Genomic DNA, 23,120 nt, shown 5'->3' with positions numbered 1-23,120 from the left:
AATCTATTGCTGGCAGACACAAGAGGAGTTATCCTTAGCGATTTAGAGTCACTTAAAAAATCGGACTATGGATAATACCTATATACCACAAGAAGTTGAGGAACAAGCTCAACAGTATTGGCATAAAAAACAATCATTTAACGTTTCAGAAGATTTAAACAGAGAGAAATTTTATTGTTTATCCATGTTTCCCTACCCAAGTGGGACATTACACATGGGGCATGTTCGTAACTACACTATTGGTGACGTTATTGCTCGTTATCAACGTGCGTTGGGTAAAAATGTTCTTCAACCTATAGGTTGGGATGCATTTGGCTTGCCTGCTGAAAATGCCGCCATCAAAAACGGAATCCCCCCTGCTGAATGGACCAAAAAAAATATAGAGTCCATGAAAAAACAATTTTTACGTCTTGGTAATGCCTATGATTGGCGACGTGAAATTTGTACTTGTGCACCTGAATACTATCGATGGGAACAATGGTTTTTTATTCGATTATTCGAAAAAGGCTTAGTATACAAAAAAAATGCCGTGGTAAATTGGGATCCGGTCGATCAAACCGTTTTGGCAAATGAACAAGTCGTCGATGGACGCGGCTGGCGCTCTGGTGCTCCTGTGGAGCGAAAAGAAATTTCTCAGTGGTTTATTAAAATCACAGCTTATGCTGATGAGCTCCTCAGCTCACTCGACACATTAGATGAATGGCCTGCACAAGTAAAACAAATGCAACGCAACTGGATAGGTCGCTCGACAGGTACCGAAATTCATTTCAGCGTCAATAATTATCCCAAACGATTAAAAATATATACAACCCGCCCTGATACTTTAATGGGAGCAACATACCTTGCAGTAGCAACGGATCACCCCCTTGCCAAAGAAGCAGCAAGCACTCGTAAGGAAGTCAAGGAGTTCATTGACAGCTGTCAAGGTACTAAAATGGCTGAGGCTGAACTTGCTACTATGGAAAAACGAGGTATCGCTACAGGTATGTCGGCAGTCCATCCTATAACTGGTGAAGAACTACCAATATGGGTGGCAAATTTTGTGCTCATGCAATACGGTTCTGGAGCTGTAATGTCAGTCCCAGCACACGATCAAAGAGACTGGGAATTTGCACGCAAATATCAATTACCTATTAAAGAAGTCATTAAACCAGCAAATGACATAAAACATGACTTAAACAAGTCTGCTTATACTGAAGAAGGCACACTAATTAACTCAGGTCAATTTGATGGATTAAGCTCCTCCCAAGCAGTGGAGACCATAACCAGTTTTCTTGAAGAACATGATGCAGGAAAAGCAACAATTAACTATAGGTTGCGTGACTGGGGCGTATCAAGACAAAGATATTGGGGCACCCCTATTCCCATGATTTTATGCGAACAATGTGGTACTGTGCCCGTTCCAGATGAAGATCTCCCAGTAATTCTTCCGGAAAATGTAACATTTACTGGAACCGGTTCACCCCTTGCTCAATGTCCAGAATTTGTTAACATAAGTTGTCCAAAATGCGGTCAGGATGCATCTCGTGAGACAGACACTTTTGATACTTTTGTTGAGTCATCTTGGTATTATGCTCGTTTTGCATGTAAAGGTCAGGAAAATGCCATGCTTGATGACCGAGCAAAATATTGGACTCCTGTGGATCAATATGTGGGTGGGATCGAACATGCAGTAATGCATTTACTTTATGCTCGCTTTTTCCACAAGCTAATGCGTGATGAAGGTTTAGTGAATTCGGATGAACCATTTAAAGCCCTGTTAACCCAAGGAATGGTTTTAAAAGACGGACATAAAATGTCTAAGTCTGTTGGTAATGTAGTCGATCCCAATCATCTTATTGATACTTATGGGGCTGATACGGCACGTCTATTTGTTATGTTTGCTGCACCTCCTGAGCAATCGTTAGAGTGGTCAGATACTGCTGTGGAAGGCGCACATCGTTTTCTAAAGCGCATCTGGGCTTTTGCTCATCAGTATCAAAATATGTTCATTGAAATCAATGACATCATTCTAAGTGGTAATGGACATGTGAACTGGCAGCAAGTGGAAAGTCGTTTAAAGAAATCACGTCTTGTTGTGCACCAAACTCTTGCACAAGCGACACATGATTATGATCGAAATCAGTTCAATACAGTAGTTTCCGGTTGCATGAAGCTGTTTAATGAAATTTCGAGCTATTCTATAGAAACTGAAGAAGATAAATTCTTTATTCACTCCAGCATGAGTATTCTGTTGCGATTATTGGCTCCTATAACACCACATATTACCCATCATCTTTGGCAACAATTAGGCTTTGAAAAAGCAATTATTGATGCAAACTGGCCAAGAGTAGATAAAGGTGCTCTAAAAACCGATGAAGTGGATTATGTAGTTCAAGTTAATGGGAAACTAAGAGCTCAATTTACCGCGGGCGTAGATGCTGCAGAAGAAGCTTTAATTGCTGCAGCCAAAGAGCATGTAAAAGACTTTCTGGCTGATAAAACAGTAAAAAAAGCAATCGTTGTTGCACACAGGCAATTAATTAATTTGGTTGTTAACTAATGAAGTCTAACCATCCTGATGTTTCTAAAGTCCCGTATAGACTTCGCATACAACTTGCGGGACATGAACAACAAAAACGTCAAATTGCAACTTTACGTTGTCTAGTACCGTTACTGCTCCTCTTATTATTATCAGCTTGTGGGTTTCATCTACGAGGTATGGACAATGTACCCAACTGGCTTAACAATGTAGCCATTATTTCTGAAAATGATGACAAACAATTTGTCTCAATACTGCAATCTCGACTGGAAGGATCCGATGTTGAAGTGAATCCTGAGCCCTCTCGGGCCAAATATTGGTTAATCGTTAATGAGGTTAACTTACAACAACAGATCATCAGTGTTGGAGCAAGTACAAATCCACGACAATATACTTTAACTCTAACCGTAGTATTTGTATTGAAAACACGCGCAGGCCAAGTTATTAATGCTCCTGGTAGAATAAGTATTTCCCGGGAACTTATATTGAATAATAACAGAATTCTAGGCTCTAAAGATGAAGAAAGTATTTTAATTGGAGAAATGAAGCAAGATGCGGTGACCCAAATAATTTATCGACTTAGCCATCTACAAGAGCCTAAACTCAGATAAGAAAAAAGGTAGCGTGGGTAAGAAAAAACGACACATGCACATGCTTAAACTAAAATTATCATGCAAATCAAACAACAAATGCTTGCCCAGCAAGTAGAAAAAAAAATTGCTCCACTCTATATAATTATTGGACAAGATAATTACTTGCTGGAAGAGTCTTTAGCTACCATAAAGTCAGCCATCAAAAAAAATTATAACTACGATGAGCAAATCATATCCATTCAGTCAGCAGAGGATTGGAATACTGTAAGGGAAGAAGCAAACAGTTACTCCTTATTTTCAGATACCGTACTCTTGAATATTTTTTATGATAAGAAATCCATAGACGCTATGGGAAAGAAAATTCTCACTGAATACCTTAACTTGATTAATTCACGTTGTTTCATTGTTATTAGAGCTCCGAATGTACCTGCAAAACAATTACAGTGGATATCATCCCATGAACAGGCGGCACTTATCCTATCCTATCCGCTTAACTCAGAAGCAATGAAAAGTTGGATAGTTACGCAGTTAAAGAAAAACTTCATGAGTTATGATCTGCAAATTCCCGATTTAATTCACCAATATACACAGGGAAATATGCTAGCATGTGCGCAAGTTATTGAAAAAATGGCCTTATCTTATACTCCTAACAGCAAAATTGAGACGCAACACGTATTGGAGCACTTATTCAATCAATGTGACTATGATCTTTTCGAGCTAGTCGATGCATGTCTCCTTGGTCACGGAGATAAGGCAATTCAGATTCTACGTCATGCAGCAAATAATAAGACAGAAGCTACTTTAGTCTTATGGATGCTCAGTCAGGAAATAAGATTAATCCTACAGCTTTCTTATTTAATGGAAAAGAAAATTGATATTCAAAATGCATGCAGCCAATTAAAAATTTGGCCCCAGCGCGTCAACCTCTATAAAATATGTTGTAAGCGATTTAATCAAGTAATACTGCAGCAGCTTCATCGATATTGTTTCTCCATCGATGAACGTATCAAATCAAATAGCTCATACACCCAAGTATGGAACTCCCTAGAAAACACCGCCCTCTCACTTTGTCTGGGGAAATTAATAGGTGACACATGCACAGCATAGCTATTTTTGGCGGTACCTTCGATCCCATACATAATGGTCATTTGCAGACCAGCAAATTTATTCAGACACATATTAAATTTGACTCCTATATTTTTCTCCCTTGTAAAACACCAACTATAAAGCCACCAACGTTAGCGAATAACGAGCAAAGAGTAGAAATGTTGAGGTTGGCAATTAAAGAGGCACCAGACTTTAAGCTTGATTTACGCGAGATAAAACGCGACACCCCTTCTTATATGGTTGAAACTTTAGAAAGTTTTAGGCTGGAATACCCCAATGCATCTATAACTTTGATTATTGGATATGATGCCTTTCTATCATTACCCCGTTGGCATCAATGGGAGAAAATTATTACTCTAGCAAATTTACTGGTAATCAATAGAAAAGAATTTGCCAGGCAAGCTGTCCCAAAAATTATGCAGGATTTTTTGGAAAAATATCGAACTAAAAGCAAAATAGAACTCTTAAACACACTAGCAGGAAGTGTTTTTTTATTTGATGCAGGCAATTATGATATTTCGTCCACTTTCATTCGTGAAGAAATAGAAAAGGGAGCTGATGTTAAAAACAAGCTCCCTCAATCAGTCTATAAATACATTAAAGATCAGGGCTTATATCAATAAAATTAAAGGACTCGTTTGCCGATACCGTTTGTTTTGCTTTATTAATAACGCCCGGTAAAGAACTAGATATCCAGTTTATAACAGGTAACATTTGATTATAAATTCTGGAGCTTTGGACATATTGCTGATAAGGCAAAGAGGTCATGCTGAGTACTGCGAAGATAAGAGAAAGAATGAAAACACCACGGGAAAAGCCAAAAATGCCACCAAGAACTTTATCCATAGCGCCTAAACCGCTGCCCCTTAAGAAAAGGCCAAGTATCGCATTACCAATACCTCCGACGATTAAAACACCAAGCACAACAATAACAAAACCCGCTATTGTACGAAGTGATTGATCTTGTATATAAGGCTGTAAATAGGGATTAAGGGCTCCTGAATAGGTATAGCCTGCCCATACCGCTAATATCCATACCCCTAATGCAATAAATTCTTTAATAAATCCTCTTAATAAACCGGTAATAGAAGATAAGCCAATTATTACTATAAAAATTAAATCAACCCATTGAAATTGCATGGTTAGCTAACTCCAGTATTGACTACAAAACCATTCAACTGCATAGCACTTGCTAATTGAATTTTTAATTTCATCACATCACTTTTAATAGGTGAATGTCCCGCATAAACTTTATAAATAACACCTTGTCTTCCAGCAATTTTGATGTAACTTGCTTTATATCCTTTGCTACGTAATTTGCTAACCAAGGATTGGGCATTAGCCAACTTCGAAAACGAGGCCAATTGAACAGCATAAATAGTTCTTTTGTAATTTTTAGTATTGCTTGTATTTACTCGAGCAATTACCGGCTTGTTAATCGTTTTAGGACTCACATTTGCGACCGGTTTAATCGGTTTAGCGGGTGTAGCTGGTCTCGTTGCAGCGGCTACTTTTACTTGTTTTTTAACAACATTTTGTGCTGCATTACTTAATGCTAACTCTATTGGTTTCGCTACAGCTGCAGCATCCGCTTTAGATGCCACTGCCTTAGCAACAGATACAGCTGCATCATCAGCTTTTTGAGCGGATTGAATAAAGTCTTCTTTTTGGGGATTGGACTTTTTTTGTTCTACGGCAGGAGGAATTTCAATCTTGGCTATTTTTATGGTTTTAAACATCTCCTTTTCATCAGTTATCGCTACATCAGGAGTTGTTGGTTTAGGAGGTAACTGTACCTTTACACTAAAATTATTTTCAAGGCGTTGACTTGATTTCTTCATCATTGCAGGCAGAAAAATTGCACCTAATGATAAAACAACAGCTACACCAACCAAACGATGTTTTAGCTTCTCATCAATTACTAATTTCATTGAATCTCCTATTAGCCATAACATGACTTACAGTAAAAAATGACCCATAAACAACAATTAAGTCACCAGGTTTAGCTTGTTCCAATGCAGCTTCAAAAGCTGCAAGGGGGTTATTATAACAAATTTCTACAGGAATTTCTGCATCCTTAAAAAAGGTGAGCAACAAATCTCCACTAGCAGCACGTTTATTATCCAATTGTGCAGGATACCATCGCTCAACACAATCCTTCAAAGGCATAATCAGGCCAAAAATATCTTTATCTTTCAAAGCAGAAAAAACAGCGTGAATTTTTGTTTTTTTCATCATGCGCAAAGTATCTGCGAGTAATCTTGCCGATTGAGGATTATGAGAGACATCAAATAAAGTGCTCACCTTGTCTTCATGCAATTGCAAACGACCGGGAATATTAATACGTTGCATGGCAATTTGAAAATGGGAAAGTGCCACTGGCAGATGATGTTCAAGTAAAACACATGCAGTAATTGCTGCAGCAGCTGATTTGAGCTGTATTGCAGGCTTAGGTAATCCATAAACTGAGGAAAGACTCAGTTTTTCCTCGTAATGTAGACTCCAGACAGAGTTTTCTTCTTGAATAGAAAATTCTTGGCTCCACAAATATGCAGGAACACCAAGTTGTTTCGCTACATGAGTTACTGATGCAGGTGGATTAATATCAGCATAGATGAATGGTTTACCCGAACGAAGGATACCCGCTTTCTCATAGCCAATTGCATCAAGTGTATTCCCTAAGTACTCCTGATGATCAAAATCTATGGTAGTAATTATGGATAATTCTGCATCCACAATATTCGTGGCGTCCAATCGACCACCTAATCCCACTTCAAGAATAATGACATCCAATTCCATTTTTTTGAAATGCCACAATGCTGCCAAAGTAGTCATTTCAAAATAAGTTAAAAGAGTTTCTCCACGAGCTTCTTCGATAAGACTAAAAGCCTGACATAAGTCATCATCAGAAATGGGTGTTAAATTGACACGAATACGTTCATTAAACTGGATAAGATGGGGTGAGGTATAAGCGCCAACTTTATATCCGGCAACATGATAAATCATTTCAAGAGCAGTTACTGTTGAACCTTTTCCATTAGTACCTGCTACAGTAATCACCGGACAGCCTGGACGTTGTAGACCTAATTTCTTTGCAACGTCCATAATACGCGTTAAACCAAGTTGTATTTCTTGAGTATTTCTAGTTTCTAAATCATGCAACCATTCATCAATAGACCTTTTTCGAAACGCTGCAGGAGAAGGAAACTGCTTCGTCGATACAGTACTCGAATCCTCATATACGCTCGTGTACACTCCGGTTCTGTGCTCCGTATCTTCTCGCATTTCTCTCTCTACCGTATGCTTCGTAAGAGTTCTAATACGATCCTGCTTTGGCAACTGAATCCCCTACACTTTTGCGCGTTAATTTAGCAATTAATTCAGCAACAACTGGACGGATATCTTTTCTTTCGAGAATCATATCGATATGTCCATGCTCTAACAAAAATTCGCTACGCTGAAACCCCTCAGGTAAAGTTTGTCTTACAGTTTGCTCAATAACTCTGGGACCAGCGAAACCAATTAACGCATTAGGCTCAGCAATAATCACATCTCCCAGACTTGCAAAGCTGGCAGAAACCCCGCCCATGGTTGGATCAGTCAACACGACAATAAAAGGTAAGCCCGTTTCAGCAAATTTGGCCAGAGCAGCTGAAGTTTTGGCCATTTGCATTAAGGAAAAAAGCCCTTCTTGCATCCGTGCACCGCCACTTGCAGTAAAACAAATATAAGGTCTTTGTTCTTTTGTTGCTACTTGAATTGCACGAACAAATTTCTCCCCTACCGTAGCGCCCATGGAGCCACCCATAAAATTGAATTCAAAGGATCCAACAACTACAGGTTGTTGTAATAACGTACCTTTGACAATAATCAAAGCTTCCTTCTCGCCTGTTGTTTTTTGTGCTTGTGAGATCCTATCTTTATATTTTTTTGAGTCCCTAAACTTTAATCGATCTTGAGGTTCTAATAATTCAGCAATCTCTTCCTGGCCTCCCTCATCAAGAAATTGCTGAATTCGGACCCGTGCAGATATCCGATGATGGAAATTACAGGAGGGACATACCATTAAATTCTTTTCTAATTCAGTACTATAGAGAACTTCGTTACAGCCTGAACATTTAAGCCATAAACCCTCAGGAACTCCTTTTTTTTGGGAGGAACTCGTACTCACTCTTGAAGGCAATAGTTTTTTAAACCAACTCATAATTGGAACCCAATATTATAGAATCATAATATTATACACAGAAAAAAATATTCTTAAATGCACATTAAACCGGATTCGAATTTTTCTTGAGCAGTAAGCAAGAGATGAGTTTTAGAGGAAAGGAGAGATGAACTCGTCGATTGAGAACGATCTCTACGAAGTCATTATTAAAATTAGAAAACAAAATTATTTCTATCAGATTATCTATAGATGTCTAAATAGGACAAATTTTCTTCTAATCTACTGATTTTTATCTACATTAAAAAATATCCACGTCCTAAATCATAAAAAAATTTAAGCAATCATAAAATAAATAATGAACACTTTAAGGTGTAATTAATACTTGCTGATGAATAATATTTACTCATATAGATTATTTATACGCCAAACATAAGTAATCTGTAAGCCCAAATTAATGCTTTAAAGTGAGTAAATATTATGTTAGAGAAGAGAGTCTTAAATATAACTACGGAAGAAATTGAACAAGATTTTCAAAAGAAAATTGATGGATATCTTAATAGTAGTGATTCAATGACATCATACTATGCAAATATGTTTTTCACAGATTCGATGTATACCAGTCGTCCTAAAAATAAAAGTATTTGTGTTATGTATCGAGGCACAACCCAACCTCCTGAAAGCGTGTTCAAGGAAGGATTTATTCCCAAATATGATAACCAAAGAGATCCTTCAGAAAGCGTCGTTTTAAGTGCTAGCCCATATATTGGGAGTTTATATGCAGATATTCAGTCAACAATACAGCATAAAACAGCATATGTGTATGCTACCTTAATTGATCCAGAAACCGCTGTGAACTTTGAAGGGCAAACTTTAGGATTCAATTCAAGCAGAACTGTTGAGGGAAATAATGACTTAGGGTTTATTGATTTAATGGAGTACCGTTCATCTGCTATTTCACCCTTACACATTCTTGCTGCTAGAACAAGTGATGCGCAAGGAAAAGGACCCGATGACATTCTATATGTTAATGGCTCTGCAGAAGAAAAGTTTAAATCCTGTTTAATGCAGCTAAGACTTGATGACTCGAAATTCAGAGAATTTATGACTAAAGCAAGTCACGAAGTAAAAAATTGGCATCATCAGGATCGTCGCACTGGAACCCTGGAGAAAGCGCCTTTCGTTCCCGATTACTTTTAATCACTTATTTTAATAAATAGCTCCTTCCAAATAGGAGCTATTGTCGATTAATTTAATGTTAGCTTTAGATTCATGTTTAAATCTTCCAGCATTTTTACAGCTCGTTGATCCCCAGAATTCGCGGCAAGAGTTAAGTAATATGCAGATTCATTATGATCCTTTGCAATGCAGCCTCTTCCAAAAGCAAAAGATACACCTAAATTTATTGCAGCCTCAATATCTTCTCGTAAAGCTGCCATTCTAAAATATTCAATAGCCAACTCGGCGTTTTTCCTAATACAACCTAGTCCATCACGAAAAGAGGATCCTAAATCCCGCGCAGCTATATTATCTCCTCGTGTTGCCGCCAATTTATAATTCAATATTGCCTTCTCTTGATTTTGCGGTATAGCACCTATTCCATCACAATAAGAAAGTCCTAATATTCGAGCTGCCCGATTATCATTTCGATTGACGGCCATATTTAAATAATAAATTGCTTGCTCTACATTCCTTTCTATACTTCCACAACCATCCCTAAATGAAATACCAAGTTCCACAGCTGCATTATTACTGCCGCTGATAGCAGCATCTTTATAATATTTAATGGCAACAAGAGCATCGAAAGGATAACCATATAATCCATCTCGATAAAAACTTCCAAGCAGTTGTCTAGCACCATTATGATTTAATGTTGCCGCTTGCTCACAAAGTGATTTGCCTAGTTCAATATTTTGATACTTGGATTTATTTCTTAAATATAACTTAGCAAGGTGATATATAACTTCAGAATTTCCTGGATAATTCGTGTTGTATTGGATTAATTTTTCATAAAATAAATCAATTTCTTTTTCATCGATAGAATTTTTTTTATCTATAGCCTCATCAATTAGAGCCATCGCCAGATAAATTTCTCGAGCATCTTCTTCAGGAGAGAACCCATATTTTTCTTTGCACTGTTCAATCCAGTATATTTTATTATATTTTCTACTGATTCTTGAAAATACATGTTTCTCATTTTGTTTATTAAAAAACGAATAAATATGAGCTGACACTTCAATCGGTAAATTATCAAACATTTTATTGTATTTAATATTCAGAATAAGCATATTTTATTCAATTTAATTTCTATTACAAGAGACTTTTTCCACAACCGAGTTGGTAGGCAAGCAAATGCCACTACAATCGCCAAGGTAATCCAAAACCAGGGTCGCTTTGATTTTGAGAGAGCTCATCATGCTCATTGGACGATAGAACGGTTTTATCGTGCGATTGTCTTGAAGTTAATAAAGTAACCCATTGAGATAACCAGAAACAAAAACAAAATGCTCAAAAAATGCAACTCATTCATTTTAATAAATATATTTTCCATTTTTTTGCAAAAAAACAGATGTGAGTCTAAAGTTTTTTGCCATATGTCCGATAACCTTTTTGCGTACGGTAAATTCGCCATTAAAAAGGAATTTGCCAATTTATAAAATGTCCCAAACCAGGGATTTAGGTCTGAGGAGACTATAATTATGGCTCAAATTATTAATACCAACGTGCCCTCGTTAATTGCTCAACGTAACTTGTCTAAATCAAGTAACGCTATGGCAACTGCGATACAAAGATTATCATCTGGTTTAAAAATTAATAGTGCAAAAGATGATGCTGCAGGGCTGGCAATTGCAACAAATATGACATCACAAATTCGCGGAATGGATCAAGCAGTGAAAAATGCTAATGATGGTATTTCACTCGCACAAGTTGCGGAAGGCGCGATGCAAGAGTCAACCAACCTTTTACAACGTATGAGGGAGTTGGCGCTTCAATCTGCAAACGGAACTTATAGCCAATCCAACCGTCAAGCGTTACAAAATGAAGTAAATAATCTTTTGAGTGAAATGGATCATATCGCTACGAGTACGCAATTTAACGGTCAAAGCATTTTAAATGGTTCATACACTAACGCCTCTCTGCAAATTGGCTCTAATGCAGGTGAAACCCTTTCATTTTCAATAAACAGTATTGCCTCCTCAACAATAGGTAGTATTGCTTATCAACAAGGAACCACAGTAAGTGCCAATGCTGCCGCTGATATTACTCTTGCTCTTGGTACTAACCCAGCAGTTAGCGTCAGTTCGTCTGCAAACTATGTGGGCACAGCAAATGGCCAAGACAGCTCATCTGCATATGCTAAAGCTGCTGCAATTAATGCTGCAGGTGTTCCTGGTTTAACAGTAACCGCATCAACAAGTGGTACCCAAACTGTCGGAGCTATAGGTGGTACAGCAGCGGATACTTATAACCTGACCATTAACGGCGTTGCTATATTTACGAACCAAGACGTCTCCACTGCATTAACCAATACTGACCTTATGGATGCAATCAATGCCGTAAGCAGTCAAACAGGGGTTGTGGCAGCTCTAAATGGTGGTGACATGACGTTAACTGCAGCAGATGGAAGAAACATTGCCGTAACTGAAAGTGGTACCGGATTTACTGCAGGTACTGACGGGCTTACAGTCACAGGTGGTCCATTTGCAGCGACACTGCGCGGACAACTTACTGTGAGCGCTGCTCAAACTATTTCTGTAGGTGGAACTATAGCTGATGTTGGTTTATCAGGTACAATCAGCCTGGATACAAATGGTGTTAATAGTATTGACATCACGACTCAAGATGGCGCAGAGCAAGCTATATTGAGAATCAGTGCTGCCTTAGATAGCGTCACTAATAACCGCGCTGCATTAGGTGCTTTGCAAAACCGACTTGATGCAACAGTAGCTAACCTGCAAAACGTATCTGATAATATGTCCGCCGCACGCAGCCGTATTCAAGATACTGACTATGCAGCAGAAATGGCAAGTTTAACTAAAAACCAAATCTTACAACAAGCAGGAACAGCAATGTTGGCCCAAGCAAATGCGATGCCACAATCTGTTCTTTCCTTGTTAGGATAGTTGTAAAAGAAAGTAAAAACCGAAATGCGGCTTTTGCCGCTTTTCGGCTTATATATCCCAATGATTAAGGTATCGATCAAGGGAAAGGAGTAAAAAAATGACTATGGAATCGATTCCTCCAGCAAATAATAAATTGCTACAAAGTGATTCAGTCAAATTAAAAGATAAAAATATTAAGCCTGTGACTAAATGCGCTACATCGGATCTGAATCTGGATACTGATTCGAAACAGGCGATAGACCATGCCACAGGTCTTTTGCAAACTATAGTCACTGATAAAATCTCAGACAAGATAATACGCAAAATACCCTCGGATGAGTATTTGGATTTACTTAACTTGCTTGATGGGATAATTAGTGGTTCTATAGATAAACGTGTTTGATGCACTTTATGGATAAATGTAATTTCATTGAATTACTAGGGTCTTTGATAATTCGCTAAGTTGAGTCAAGATAGTAGAATTGTCAATAGACCCTAAAACAGATAAGGGAATATTATGGGCCTCTCAACTCCGGGCATTGGGTCAGGTTTAGACATTAAAGCAATGGTTGAAAGCATGGTCAAAGCCGATCTCATGCCAGCACAAGTACGACACGATAAAAAGCTTAATTCCGTTACAACTGAGTTATCTGCTTTTGGCCAATTAAAAAGTGCCATATCCAATTTTCAAACAACACTCAGTTCCCTATCTTATGCTAGTGAATTGAATAAAATGAATTTATTACTCAGTGAACCAGGGTATATTTCTGCATCAGTGACAGAACAAGCAGCCGAAGGTTTATATCAAATAAAAGTGAATCAATTAGCTCAAGCGCAAAGTCTTGCAAGTGGTTATTTTACTAACAACAGTTCTTCAGTAGGTAGCGGCAGCATTACAATAAACTTTGGTACCTACAGCAATAACAATACAACCTTCACACTAAATACCGAGGTAGATCCTGTGACAATTAATATCACTCCAGGAAATGATAGCCTTAGTACGGTTCGCGATGCCATTAATGCCGCAAATGCAGGTGTTACCGCAGCGATTGTACAAGATGGTGTTGGCTCCAGATTAACGTTAACCTCTTCTGAAACAGGTGAAAAATACGCGATGCAAATTACAGGTAGTTTAACGGCCTTGAATTATGATCCGACAACAAGCAATACCTCTTTAAATCAAACTATGGCAGCCCAAAATAGCCAGGTACAAATCAATGGATTGCTTTTGAGTGAAAGCAGTAATCAATTGGAAAATGCGTTAACAGGAATCACGCTCGACCTTCGACAAGCTGATCCAGCAACAACAATCACCTTAACCGTGAAAAAAGATGTAGAGCATCTCAAAGGTTTAATTAATGATTTCGTCAAAAAATATAATGATTTTATTAATTTCATCACTGCTTTAACTGGTTTCGATATGGAAACCAGAAAAAGAGGAGTATTGCAAGGTGACGACAAACTTAGAGATTTAAAAACAAACTTATACCACTTAGCCACAAACCCATTAACTACTAATGGCCCAATCCAAAGTCTAGCTGACTTGGGGATTACCAGTGATAAGCATGGTCTGCTGGAAATTGATTCCGAAATGTTGGATGAAGCGATTAAAAATAATTATCAGGATATTGGGAATTTATTTGCCAAAAAAATAACTGCTACCGATCCCAATATTAAAATTAATTCATTGGATACTGAAGTTGCTGCAGGAGCTTATGATGTCATTTTAAATGAATATACGCCGGGCATGAGCATGTCAGGTACCATAGGAGGCGTTTTAGCCAACTCGACAGATGGAATTACTCTAAATGGTACTGGCGACTTCAGTACATTATCAATTGATGTTCTTTCTGGACTCGTTGGGGATAGAGGACAAATTATTGTCAGTGATGGGTTGGCCTCATTGATTGATGGCTATTTAGATTCATTAATCGGTGAAGACGGTGAAATTGAGGAACGAATAGATCGTTTAAATACGCAGGCAAAACAATTAGATGAAATGCAAGAACGCATCAATGAACGCAGCATTACTCTTGAAAAAAGATATTATAAACAATGGAATGCCGTGGATCTCTTAATCTCGCAGATGCAAAACACCAGCAATACACTGACTCAAATTTTATCGAATCTACCCAAATTAAAAACTAAATAATTGGAGCATTATCGATGAAGAATCCAAATCAACAAGTTATAAATCATTATAAAACAATTGAATTAAAAACTCGTATTGATGCTGCCTCTCCTTATGAATTAATCAACTTGTTATTGCAAGGTGCGCGAACTCATATTGCCACAGCTCAAGGCAATATTGATCGAAAGGAAATTCAAGAAAAAGGAGAGCATATTAGTAAGGCATTAAGTATTATTGAAGGTTTAAAAACCAGTTTAAACCACGAGCAAGGTGGTGAAATAGCAGAAAACTTACTCCAAATTTACATGCATATTGAATATTTACTATTAAAAGCAAATCTCAATAACGATAAAGAATTGTTAGCCCAATCCAATGCATTACTTGCGCAAGTTCATGAGGCTTGGCAAAAAATTTCCCCCAGCAGTTCAGAGCCTGATTCCTCACTTCAATCCTGATTTTTAACTTTGAAACCATAATGATGCCTGGGTTTACACAGTAAAGCCCAGGAATTTCTCCCCTGAATTTTCCACATGATAGTATCCCCATATGCTATGAAACTCATATGTAAAGTTATTTTTTAAAGTGCCGCTATAGAGACTATAATGACCCAATTGAGATCATTTATGAAAGTTATGATATCAATGATCGTCTCTATTTATTTATTGACAATAAGTCAACTTGCTCTTGCTCATGCGAGATACGGTGAAAATTTATGTAATTCATCGGACTATTTTTGTATGAAAGTTAAAGCGGGTGAAAGCTGGGAAAAACTATTCCCTAATCCCGAAGAACGAGACATGGTTCGACGAATTAATCGGATGAATGTTGCATTACATTCGGGAGTAACTATTGCAGTACCGAAAAATATCGACCGCCTGACTATCTATGATGTTTCTCCTTTTCCAAGATATATTGACTCTCAAGGAGAAAAAGCAATTTATGTAAGCCAAAAAAAACTAGCTTGGGCAGCCTATGATCAAGATGGCGAACTCCTGTGGTGGGGACCTATTTCATCAGGGATAGGTAAATGTCCAGGCGTCATTGGAGGCTGCAATACTCCAACTGGTTCTTTTAGAGTTATTCGCAAACAAGATATTGATTGTGTATCCACTGTATTCCCGAGAAGATCGGATGGCAATGATGGTGGCGCGTTAATGCCCTATTGCATGCATTTTTTTAGAGGTTATGCGTTGCATGGTAGTTATGATGTACCAGGATACCGAGCAAGCCACGGTTGTATCCGGATGTTTATTGAGGATGCACGCTGGCTTAATGAAGAATTTATTGACCTGCCTGGGGATGGAATGAAAGGAACTCGCGTAGTCATTGATCCTCCTGACTATCCAAACGATCAATAGACAAATAATAACCAAACTGTTAATATTTTATATGATGAAATTTGTATATTTGTATGGTAATGTTTCTGGTTGACTTTTTGATTTAAAAAACTGCATTACATGTAACACAAGGTTTAACCACCTGATCTACAGAACTATTCCCAGTTTTTATTCAAAAATGTATCCTTCACATTTTTTATCAAAGTGAAGTTTTAGAGCGTAAAAGCAAGGATAAAAGTAAGGACTGCATACGAAAATTTTTTAATTGAAAAACGCCAGGATGGCTGGTCTTGAGTAGTAACTGAATCTTGGCCAAAGAGTGATAATGCAAAGTCAATTTCGTATCGATGAATCTGGAGAGTTATAAAAGAATGGCACACTACAATACACGGTCCGACTCAGTAACAAGTTTTGGGATACAATCAATAATGCCTTGGATGGTATGGGGCTTAGGTTGCTTATTTTATTTTTACGAATGTCTCTTACAGGTTTCCCCTAGCGTTATGAGTAACGAATTAATGAGGGATTTCTCAGTTACTAGCCAAACATTAGGAATTCTATCCGGTATCTATTTCTATTCTTATGCGGCCATGCAATTACCTGGCGGGGTGTTAATGGACTATTTCGGTCCACACCGATTGTTAACTCTAGCGACTATAGTTTGCGCTGTCAGCACCATTGCATTCGGAATGACAGATAACTTTTTTATGGCCTGTGTAGCACGTCTAATGATAGGTTTTGGCTCAGCATTTGCAGCAGTGGGTACAATGAAGCTTGCAGCGAATTGGTTTCCTGCTCAGCGTTTTGCCTTGCTTACTGGCCTCATGGTTACCATAGGAATGTTAGGCGCAATTGGAGGTGAAGCACCTTTAGCTTTATTAATTGAGGCTTTTGGTTGGCGCCACAGTATGTTCATTATGGGTATTGTTGGCCTTATTCTGGCAGTCTTACTTATTGTCATTGCTAAAGACACTCCTAAAAATTATGAAAAAACTCACCACCATTCTATTAAAGAAGAGCCCGTAATACCGAGTTTATTAACACTGATAAAAAACAAACAACTTTGGCTAGTTGCTTGCTATGGCGGTTTAATGTACATGGCAACCCCCGTTTTTTGTGGTCTCTGGGGGGTTCCCTTTTTAATGACTAAAATGATGATCACTAAAACAACCGCTGCAAATTATATTTCTTTAGTCTTTATCGGTTGGGCAATTGCCAGTCCCTTATGGGGAATATTTTCGAATCGCATTGGTTTGCGCAAACCCCCGATGTATATAGGATGTATCGGCGCACTTATAACCTCCATAATTTTTATTTTTGCTCCAATTAATGCCCCAATCTATATGGAGATTTTGTTGTTTGCGTTTGGCATCTTCTCCGCAGGCTTTTTACCTGCATTTACTGTAGCCAAAGAGTTATGCAATAAAAAATATGTCGCTACAGGTTTAAGCTTTATGAACATGATGAATATGGTAGGAATTGCGCTGGCACAGCCACTTATTGGCTATATTCTTGACAAAATGTGGCAAGGTGAGATGAATGGGAATGTTAGAGTATATCCATTGGAAGCTTACCATACGGGGCTTGCAATTCTTCCTCTGGGAATGCTTATTGCCTTAATTATTTTGCCCAAAATTAAAGAAACTTATTGCCAAAGTGTACATTAATGAAATAATACGAAACTTCCTGGGATATAGTAACCTGGGTGCAAAGCCGAACTCAGGTCTTCCTGCTACGGATTGTACTTCCACTCAGGCTACACATTTTTAAAGTAGATTTGATATGGCTAAAAAATTATACATCAAAACCAACGGCTGCCAGATGAATGAATACGATTCAACTAAAATGGCAGAAGTTTTGTTGCAATCACATGGCTTAGTCAAAACGGAACACGTTGAAGAAGCAGATGTGATATTGCTTAATACGTGCTCTATTCGTGAAAAAGCACAAGAGAAAGTTTTTTCTCAATTAGGACAGTGGCGTGAGTATAAAGCTAAAAATCCTCATGTAGTAATTGGTGTGGGCGGCTGTGTTGCAAGTCAAGAAGGTGAAGACATTATTAAAAGAGCCCCTTTTGTCGATATCGTTTTTGGTCCACAAACATTACATCGACTTCCAACATTACTTAATGAACGAATGGAAAAGAAAAAACCAGTTGTTGATATCAGTTTCCCAGAAATTGAAAAATTTGATCATCTGCCCGCACCAAGAGCTGAAGGACCTACGGCATTTGTTTCGATTATGGAAGGCTGCAGCAAATACTGCAGTTTTTGTGTTGTGCCTTATACTCGCGGCACAGAAATTAGTCGTCCTTTTGATGATGTACTTGCTGAGTGTTATCAATTGGCGATACAAGGTGTCAGGGAAATTAATTTATTGGGACAAAATGTTAATGATTACCGTGGTGTGATGGAAAATGGCGAGATCGCCGACCTGGCACTTTTAATTCATTATCTTGCTGCCATAGAGGGTATAGGCAGAATTCGTTTTACTACATCCCATCCTTTGGCGTTCTCAGATAATTTAATTAATGCCTATGCAGAAGTACCTGAATTAGCGAATCATTTACATCTACCCGTACAAAGTGGTTCTGATCGCATTTTAGGGCTAATGAAGCGTGGCTATACTGCTTTAGAGTTTAAATCCAAGATTAGAAAATTGCGTAAAGTGCGCCCAGACATTCGTTTATCGACAGACATTATTGTTGGCTTTCCAGGAGAAACAGATAAAGACTTTCAGGACACTATGGATTTGGTTCATGAAATAGGTTTCGATACCTCATTTAGCTTTATTTACAGCCCAAGACCAGGTACTCCAGCTGCAAATTTACCCGATGACACTCCTATGGAAGTAAAAAAACAAAGATTGCAGATATTACAAAACAGGCTGGTATTAAACGCCTCTCGATACAGTCAATCTATGATAGGAAGCACGCAGAAAATATTAGTTACTGGGCACGCTAAAAAAGACGCCAAACAGCTTTCTGGCCGTACTGAATGCAATCGGGTGGTGAATTTTGATGGTTCCGCTCATTTGATAGGACAATTCGTCGATGTTCAAATCAATGATGCATTGCCTAACTCATTACGAGGACGGCTCGTAGCAGCTGAGACCGAAACGATTTGATGATAGAACATATTCATAGACAATTAACTGTTCCACGCGAGCATCACAATCAACGTATTGACAGTGTGCTCGCCAATTTACTTCCCGAATACTCACGTTCGCAAATCAGCAATTGGATTAAAAACGGTACAATAACGCTTAATCAAAAACCATGTAAACCTAAAGACAAAGCTTTAGATGGAGATTCGATTGAGATTAATGTAGATTTTACTTTAATGGAAAAGGACTTTAATCATTGCATTCCCGAGGAAATTCCCTTAAGTATCGTTTATGAGGACGAGGACATTTTAGTACTCAATAAACCGGAAAACATGGTCGTTCATCCTGGAGCAGGAAATAAAGAGCACACATTAGTCAATGCATTGTTGCATCATGCACCATCCTTACATCATTTACCCAGAGCAGGCATTATTCATCGATTAGACAAAGATACAACAGGCTTACTCGTCGTGGCAAAAACACTGCCCGCACACACTTCTTTAATACGTCAAATGCAAGCTCGCGAAATTCAACGTCATTACATTACTTTAGTACAAGGCCATATTATTTCTGGCGGTACGATTGATACTGGCTTTGGACGAAACCCCAGAAATCGATTAAAAATGGCCGTTCAAGAGCAAGGACGGCAAGCAATAACTCATTATTCAGTAAAAAAACAATATCAGGATTTTACTTTATTAGACGTTAAGCTCATGACTGGGCGAACACATCAAATTAGAGTCCATTTGGCCTATATCCATCACCCGGTTGTTGGTGACCCACTTTATGGGGGACGTATGCGATTTCCAGCGCAAGCAAGTGAGCAATTGCGCGCCCTACTCCAAAACTTTAAAAGACAAGCACTACATGCATGTACGCTCTCATTTTATCATCCAAAATCAGAAAATGAGTTGACGTTTAAGGCTCCAATGCCTGATGATTTTAAACTTCTTCTTAACATATTGGACCAGCATTATGAAGACTAATCCAGCTAATTGGCCAGCGCCAAAAAATGTCACAGCCCTGAGTACAACACGTTTATCAGGATATAGTCAGGCTCCTTATGATAGCAATAACATGGGTTTGAACGTTGGGGACAACGATCACCACGTCCTGCAAAACAGGCAACAACTTATGGAGTTGTTACACCTGCCCGGCGAGCCTCAATGGTTACATCAAACACATGGGACTCATTGTGTTATTACAGAAGAAGACCCAAATAGAAATGCAGATGCCTCAATAACCCGCTCCATGAAACATCCCTTAGCCATTCTTACTGCCGATTGCTTACCCATCATGCTTTGTAATGTGCAGGGCACGGAGATTGCGGCAATTCATGCTGGTTGGAAGGGATTAGCTCATGGTATCATTGAAAAAACACTCGATAAAATGGTGAGTTCGGAATCAGAGATATTAGCCTGGATAGGCCCCTCAATCTGTCAAAAGTGTTATGAAGTCGGAGAAGAAGTATATCAAACCTTTACCGATACGTACCCTTTAAGTAAACAAGCATTTAAACCCGTGCATGGAAAATGGTTGGCTAATTTGCCTCTAATTGCTGAAATTGTTTTAAACTTAAAAGGCATAAAAGCTGTTTATCAGTCTGGTTTCTGCACTTTTGAGTTAAAAAATGAGTTGTTTTCCTATCGAAGAACGTCACAAACAGGTAGAATAGCTACCTTAATTTGGTTTAATGATCAACCTCAGGATTAATAATTATGATAAAACATATCAAATTCATTATAAATAGCCTGCTTCTTTTAACAGCCTCGGTAACTTATGCGGCTAATGAAGCAGCGCCTACACCTATGCCTAGTTTGGCCCCTGCATTAAAGAATATTATGCCTGCAATTGTGAATGTTGCGGTACAAGGTTATTTACCTGCTAATACATCCCCTGGAGCAACTGGAAATGATGAAGAGTCTCAAAATCGCAGACAACCGCATCAACAAGCATCCCCTGAAAAAGGACGTAAATTTGAAAGTATAGGCTCAGGTGTGATTGTGGATGCACAACATGGGATTATTATTACGAATGATCACGTCATTCGTAATGCAAATCTTGTCACAATTACGTTACAGGATGGCAGACGTTTAAAAGCAAAACTGATCGGTAGTGATAGTGAAACAGATTTGGCCATATTAAAAATTAATGCTACCAATCTAAAATCTTTGCCTATAGGAGATTCGGATCAATTGCAAGTGGGTGATTTTGTAGTTGCGATTGGTAATCCTTTTGGCTTAAACAGTTTTGGTAACAGTCAGTCTGCAACGTTTGGTATTGTCAGTGCTTTAAAACGCAGCGACTTAAATATCGAAGGAGTAGAAAATTTTATCCAAACTGACGCTGCAATTAATCCAGGTAATTCGGGTGGTGCGTTAGTTAATACGAAAGGTGAGTTGATTGGGATTAATACTGCAATTCTTTCCCCTTATGGCGGTAACGTAGGAATAGGCTTTGCTATCCCCATCAATATGGCAAAAGATGTAGCGCAACAAATCATTAAATTTGGTTCTATTCATCGAGGCTTAATGGGTATATTCGTTCAACATTTAACTCCTGAACTTGCTCATTCCCTCGGATATCCTGAAGATTTCCAAGGTGCGTTAGTATCACAAGTTAATCCAAACTCTCCTGCTGAGCGAGCTGGTTTAAAATCAGGTGATATTATTACCCAAATTAACAATACAAAAATCACACAAGCGACTCAGGTTAAAACAACGATTAGTCTCTTGCGCGTAGGTTCAAATGTTAAAATGGTCGTTCAACGTGATGGCAAAACCATTACACTGGATGCGGTCGTTACTGACATTAAATCACATGAACAAAAACTGCAGTCTGAGAATCCCTTTCTTTATGGGCTGGCATTAAGAAACTTTGAGCAAGAAACACCGCCTCATGGTAACGTCATTGGTGTACAAGTCGTTGGTGCCTCAGAAACAAGTGCAGGATGGCGTGCTGGTTTAAGACCTGGAGACATTATTATCTCTGCGAATAAAACTCCAATTAAAGACGTTAAATCACTACAACAAATGGCTCTACATAAAAAAAATGAGCTATTAGTGCAAATATTACGTGGACCAGGTGCCATGTATTTATTGATCATCTAACGTTCTCAAAATAGCTGGGTGAAGGCGACGCCATTTCGATCAGCCTACGCTCCGCCCCACGACTTGTTCGCGTGGTTGTCCGCGGAGTCCAGAATTGGATCCCGCGAACAAGTCGCGGGACGTAGTGGACAAAATGGCGTCGCCTTCACCCAGGCACCTCCCTCCACATAATCCTTACCACAGCGCCATCATCAGCAGAAAAATAACAACTTTAAGTCCATTATAAAAAACTTATAGAAAATGATTAAGCACATACCTTTAGGAATAATCAGAAAAAAATCCAAAAAAAAGGGATAACAGACTTGACAATTTTCCATTAAAACGACAAAATCACGCGTCTTGTGGCTATGTAGCTCAGCCGGTTAGAGCGCGGCACTCATAATGCTGAGGTCGGTGGTTCGAGTCCACCCATAGCCACCATTAAATCAATAAGCCACAACAAACATCGAATAAAATCTTATACTTAGATGCATTCATAGAACTACCCCACAGTATCATGCCATTCTTGTGGGTCCAGAAATGAATAATCATCATATGATTTGCCGCTATAAAAAATCGAGATTTATATTAAACCCCTTACATATTGGTTAAGTAACATGACAGTACAGGAACAAAAAATGGCTCTTTCCCAATTACGGGGGCACTCACATTTAACAGCACAGCACCCTAACACGAGTTCTGTAATTTTCAAAGTTACGAAAGCCATAAGCTCTTCTTTGAATCAACTTCATCTTTCTATGAAACCCTTCTGTAATCCCATTAGACTTTCTAAAACGCCACATACGTACTATCTCTTCTTTCCATTGACAGAATGTTTTACCAAGAGCCGCTAACGCTTTAAATGGGCTATTTTTTAAGTCATCAAGTATATTTAAAAACTGAGGAATCATTTTTTTACACCATTCTTTATTCATGGATTTATGTAAGAGTAATGCATGAACTTGTTGTTGA

At 38.4% G+C, this 23,120-nt stretch carries 21 protein-coding genes and 1 tRNA gene; 16 read left to right on the top strand and 6 right to left on the bottom strand.

The features are described 5' to 3' along the window. Positions 1 to 67: 67 nt before the first annotated feature. Genes leuS through nadD form a run of 4 tightly spaced genes read left to right on the top strand, consistent with a single transcriptional unit; the run spans position 68 to position 4,844 of the window. Positions 68 to 2,542, top strand: coding sequence for a leucine--tRNA ligase (leuS, locus tag Lani_RS12640; RefSeq protein ID WP_019233124.1), 2,475 nt, complete (start codon positions 68 to 70; stop codon positions 2,540 to 2,542). Continuing rightward, the gene (locus tag Lani_RS12635) at positions 2,542 to 3,132 is read left to right on the top strand and encodes an LPS-assembly lipoprotein LptE (RefSeq protein WP_019233125.1); all 591 of its coding nucleotides are present in this window, start codon (positions 2,542 to 2,544) and stop codon (positions 3,130 to 3,132) included. Before leuS ends, Lani_RS12635 begins: the two co-directional genes overlap by 1 nt. A 60-nt stretch (positions 3,133 to 3,192) precedes the next feature. Beyond that, positions 3,193 to 4,221 (top strand): DNA polymerase III subunit delta, encoded by a 1,029-nt coding sequence (gene holA, locus Lani_RS12630; RefSeq protein WP_019233126.1) that lies wholly within the window; start codon positions 3,193 to 3,195, stop codon positions 4,219 to 4,221. Beyond that, entirely contained in the window at positions 4,209 to 4,844 is a 636-nt protein-coding gene (gene nadD / locus Lani_RS12625) for a nicotinate-nucleotide adenylyltransferase (protein ID WP_019233127.1), read from the top strand. Before holA ends, nadD begins: the two co-directional genes overlap by 13 nt. Here nadD and Lani_RS12620 read toward each other — a convergent pair. Genes Lani_RS12620 through accD form a run of 4 tightly spaced genes read right to left on the bottom strand, consistent with a single transcriptional unit; the run spans position 4,819 to position 8,425 of the window. After that, positions 4,819 to 5,361: a CvpA family protein gene (locus tag Lani_RS12620; protein WP_019233128.1), complete on the bottom strand. Its 543-nt coding sequence runs from the start codon at positions 5,359 to 5,361 to the stop codon at positions 4,819 to 4,821. The genes nadD and Lani_RS12620 overlap by 26 nt on opposite strands. Before the next feature lie 2 nt (positions 5,362 to 5,363). Next, complete coding sequence (locus tag Lani_RS12615; RefSeq protein ID WP_019233129.1) at positions 5,364 to 6,152, bottom strand: SPOR domain-containing protein; 789 nt, start codon at positions 6,150 to 6,152, stop codon at positions 5,364 to 5,366. Next, complete coding sequence (folC, locus tag Lani_RS12610; RefSeq protein WP_019233130.1) at positions 6,136 to 7,560, bottom strand: bifunctional tetrahydrofolate synthase/dihydrofolate synthase; 1,425 nt, start codon at positions 7,558 to 7,560, stop codon at positions 6,136 to 6,138. The genes Lani_RS12615 and folC overlap by 17 nt, the downstream gene beginning before the upstream one ends. Further along, positions 7,538 to 8,425 (bottom strand): acetyl-CoA carboxylase, carboxyltransferase subunit beta, encoded by an 888-nt coding sequence (gene accD, locus Lani_RS12605; RefSeq protein WP_019233131.1) that lies wholly within the window; start codon positions 8,423 to 8,425, stop codon positions 7,538 to 7,540. Before accD ends, folC begins: the two co-directional genes overlap by 23 nt. Positions 8,426 to 8,863: 438 nt before the next feature. Between accD and Lani_RS12600 the strand changes: the two genes are divergently transcribed. Then, positions 8,864 to 9,583 (top strand): hypothetical protein, encoded by a 720-nt coding sequence (locus Lani_RS12600; protein ID WP_019233132.1) that lies wholly within the window; start codon positions 8,864 to 8,866, stop codon positions 9,581 to 9,583. A 47-nt stretch (positions 9,584 to 9,630) separates the two neighbouring features. Here the strand turns inward: Lani_RS12600 and Lani_RS12595 are convergent, their stop codons facing one another. Further along, the gene (locus Lani_RS12595; RefSeq protein WP_019233133.1) at positions 9,631 to 10,671 is read right to left on the bottom strand and encodes a tetratricopeptide repeat protein; all 1,041 of its coding nucleotides are present in this window, start codon (positions 10,669 to 10,671) and stop codon (positions 9,631 to 9,633) included. Positions 10,672 to 11,082: 411 nt separating this feature from the next. Here Lani_RS12595 and Lani_RS12590 point away from each other — a divergent pair, with 411 nt between their 5' ends. The 11 genes from Lani_RS12590 (at position 11,083) to Lani_RS12540 (ending at position 22,589) form a co-directional block, all read left to right on the top strand. After that, positions 11,083 to 12,507, top strand: coding sequence for a flagellin N-terminal helical domain-containing protein (locus Lani_RS12590; RefSeq protein WP_019233134.1), 1,425 nt, complete (start codon positions 11,083 to 11,085; stop codon positions 12,505 to 12,507). Between the two features lie 97 nt (positions 12,508 to 12,604). After that, positions 12,605 to 12,889, top strand: a complete 285-nt coding sequence (locus Lani_RS12585) for a flagellar protein FlaG (protein ID WP_019233135.1) — start codon at positions 12,605 to 12,607, stop codon at positions 12,887 to 12,889. 114 nt (positions 12,890 to 13,003) lie between these two features. Next, positions 13,004 to 14,638 carry a flagellar filament capping protein FliD gene (gene fliD, locus Lani_RS12580; RefSeq protein WP_019233136.1) on the top strand — a complete coding sequence of 545 codons (1,635 nt, stop codon included), beginning with the start codon at positions 13,004 to 13,006 and terminating at the stop codon, positions 14,636 to 14,638. A 14-nt stretch (positions 14,639 to 14,652) separates the two neighbouring features. Beyond that, a complete protein-coding gene (fliS, locus tag Lani_RS12575; protein WP_019233137.1) occupies positions 14,653 to 15,072 on the top strand; it encodes a flagellar export chaperone FliS in 420 nt (139 codons plus the stop codon). A gap of 177 nt (positions 15,073 to 15,249) precedes the next feature. After that, positions 15,250 to 15,975, top strand: a complete 726-nt coding sequence (locus Lani_RS12570) for a L,D-transpeptidase (RefSeq protein WP_192814486.1) — start codon at positions 15,250 to 15,252, stop codon at positions 15,973 to 15,975. 350 nt (positions 15,976 to 16,325) lie between these two features. Then, the gene (locus tag Lani_RS12565; protein WP_040522290.1) at positions 16,326 to 17,621 is read left to right on the top strand and encodes an MFS transporter; all 1,296 of its coding nucleotides are present in this window, start codon (positions 16,326 to 16,328) and stop codon (positions 17,619 to 17,621) included. Between the two features lie 115 nt (positions 17,622 to 17,736). Beyond that, complete coding sequence (miaB, locus tag Lani_RS12560) at positions 17,737 to 19,080, top strand: tRNA (N6-isopentenyl adenosine(37)-C2)-methylthiotransferase MiaB (protein WP_019233140.1); 1,344 nt, start codon at positions 17,737 to 17,739, stop codon at positions 19,078 to 19,080. Further along, positions 19,080 to 20,045 (top strand): 23S rRNA pseudouridine(1911/1915/1917) synthase RluD, encoded by a 966-nt coding sequence (rluD, locus tag Lani_RS12555; protein WP_019233141.1) that lies wholly within the window; start codon positions 19,080 to 19,082, stop codon positions 20,043 to 20,045. The genes miaB and rluD overlap by 1 nt, the downstream gene beginning before the upstream one ends. Next, positions 20,035 to 20,772: a peptidoglycan editing factor PgeF gene (gene pgeF / locus Lani_RS12550; RefSeq protein ID WP_019233142.1), complete on the top strand. Its 738-nt coding sequence runs from the start codon at positions 20,035 to 20,037 to the stop codon at positions 20,770 to 20,772. Before rluD ends, pgeF begins: the two co-directional genes overlap by 11 nt. A gap of 5 nt (positions 20,773 to 20,777) precedes the next feature. Further along, on the top strand, positions 20,778 to 22,169 hold the full coding sequence (locus Lani_RS12545; protein ID WP_019233143.1) for a Do family serine endopeptidase: 1,392 nt from the start codon (positions 20,778 to 20,780) through the stop codon (positions 22,167 to 22,169). A gap of 343 nt (positions 22,170 to 22,512) precedes the next feature. Further along, positions 22,513 to 22,589 (top strand) — tRNA-Met (locus Lani_RS12540). A 230-nt stretch (positions 22,590 to 22,819) separates the two neighbouring features. On the opposite strand, the gene Lani_RS19790 is transcribed toward Lani_RS12540, so the two are convergent. Further along, the coding region (locus tag Lani_RS19790) for a transposase (RefSeq protein WP_162264376.1) at positions 22,820 to 23,120 on the bottom strand (301 nt) is incomplete at its 5' end.

Origin of the sequence: Legionella anisa, assembly GCF_001467525.1 — a bacterium.
GTDB classification, from domain to species: domain Bacteria; phylum Pseudomonadota; class Gammaproteobacteria; order Legionellales; family Legionellaceae; genus Legionella; species Legionella anisa.
The sequence above is the reverse complement of the archived record's forward strand: the minus strand, read 5'-3'. Positions and strand labels throughout refer to the sequence as shown.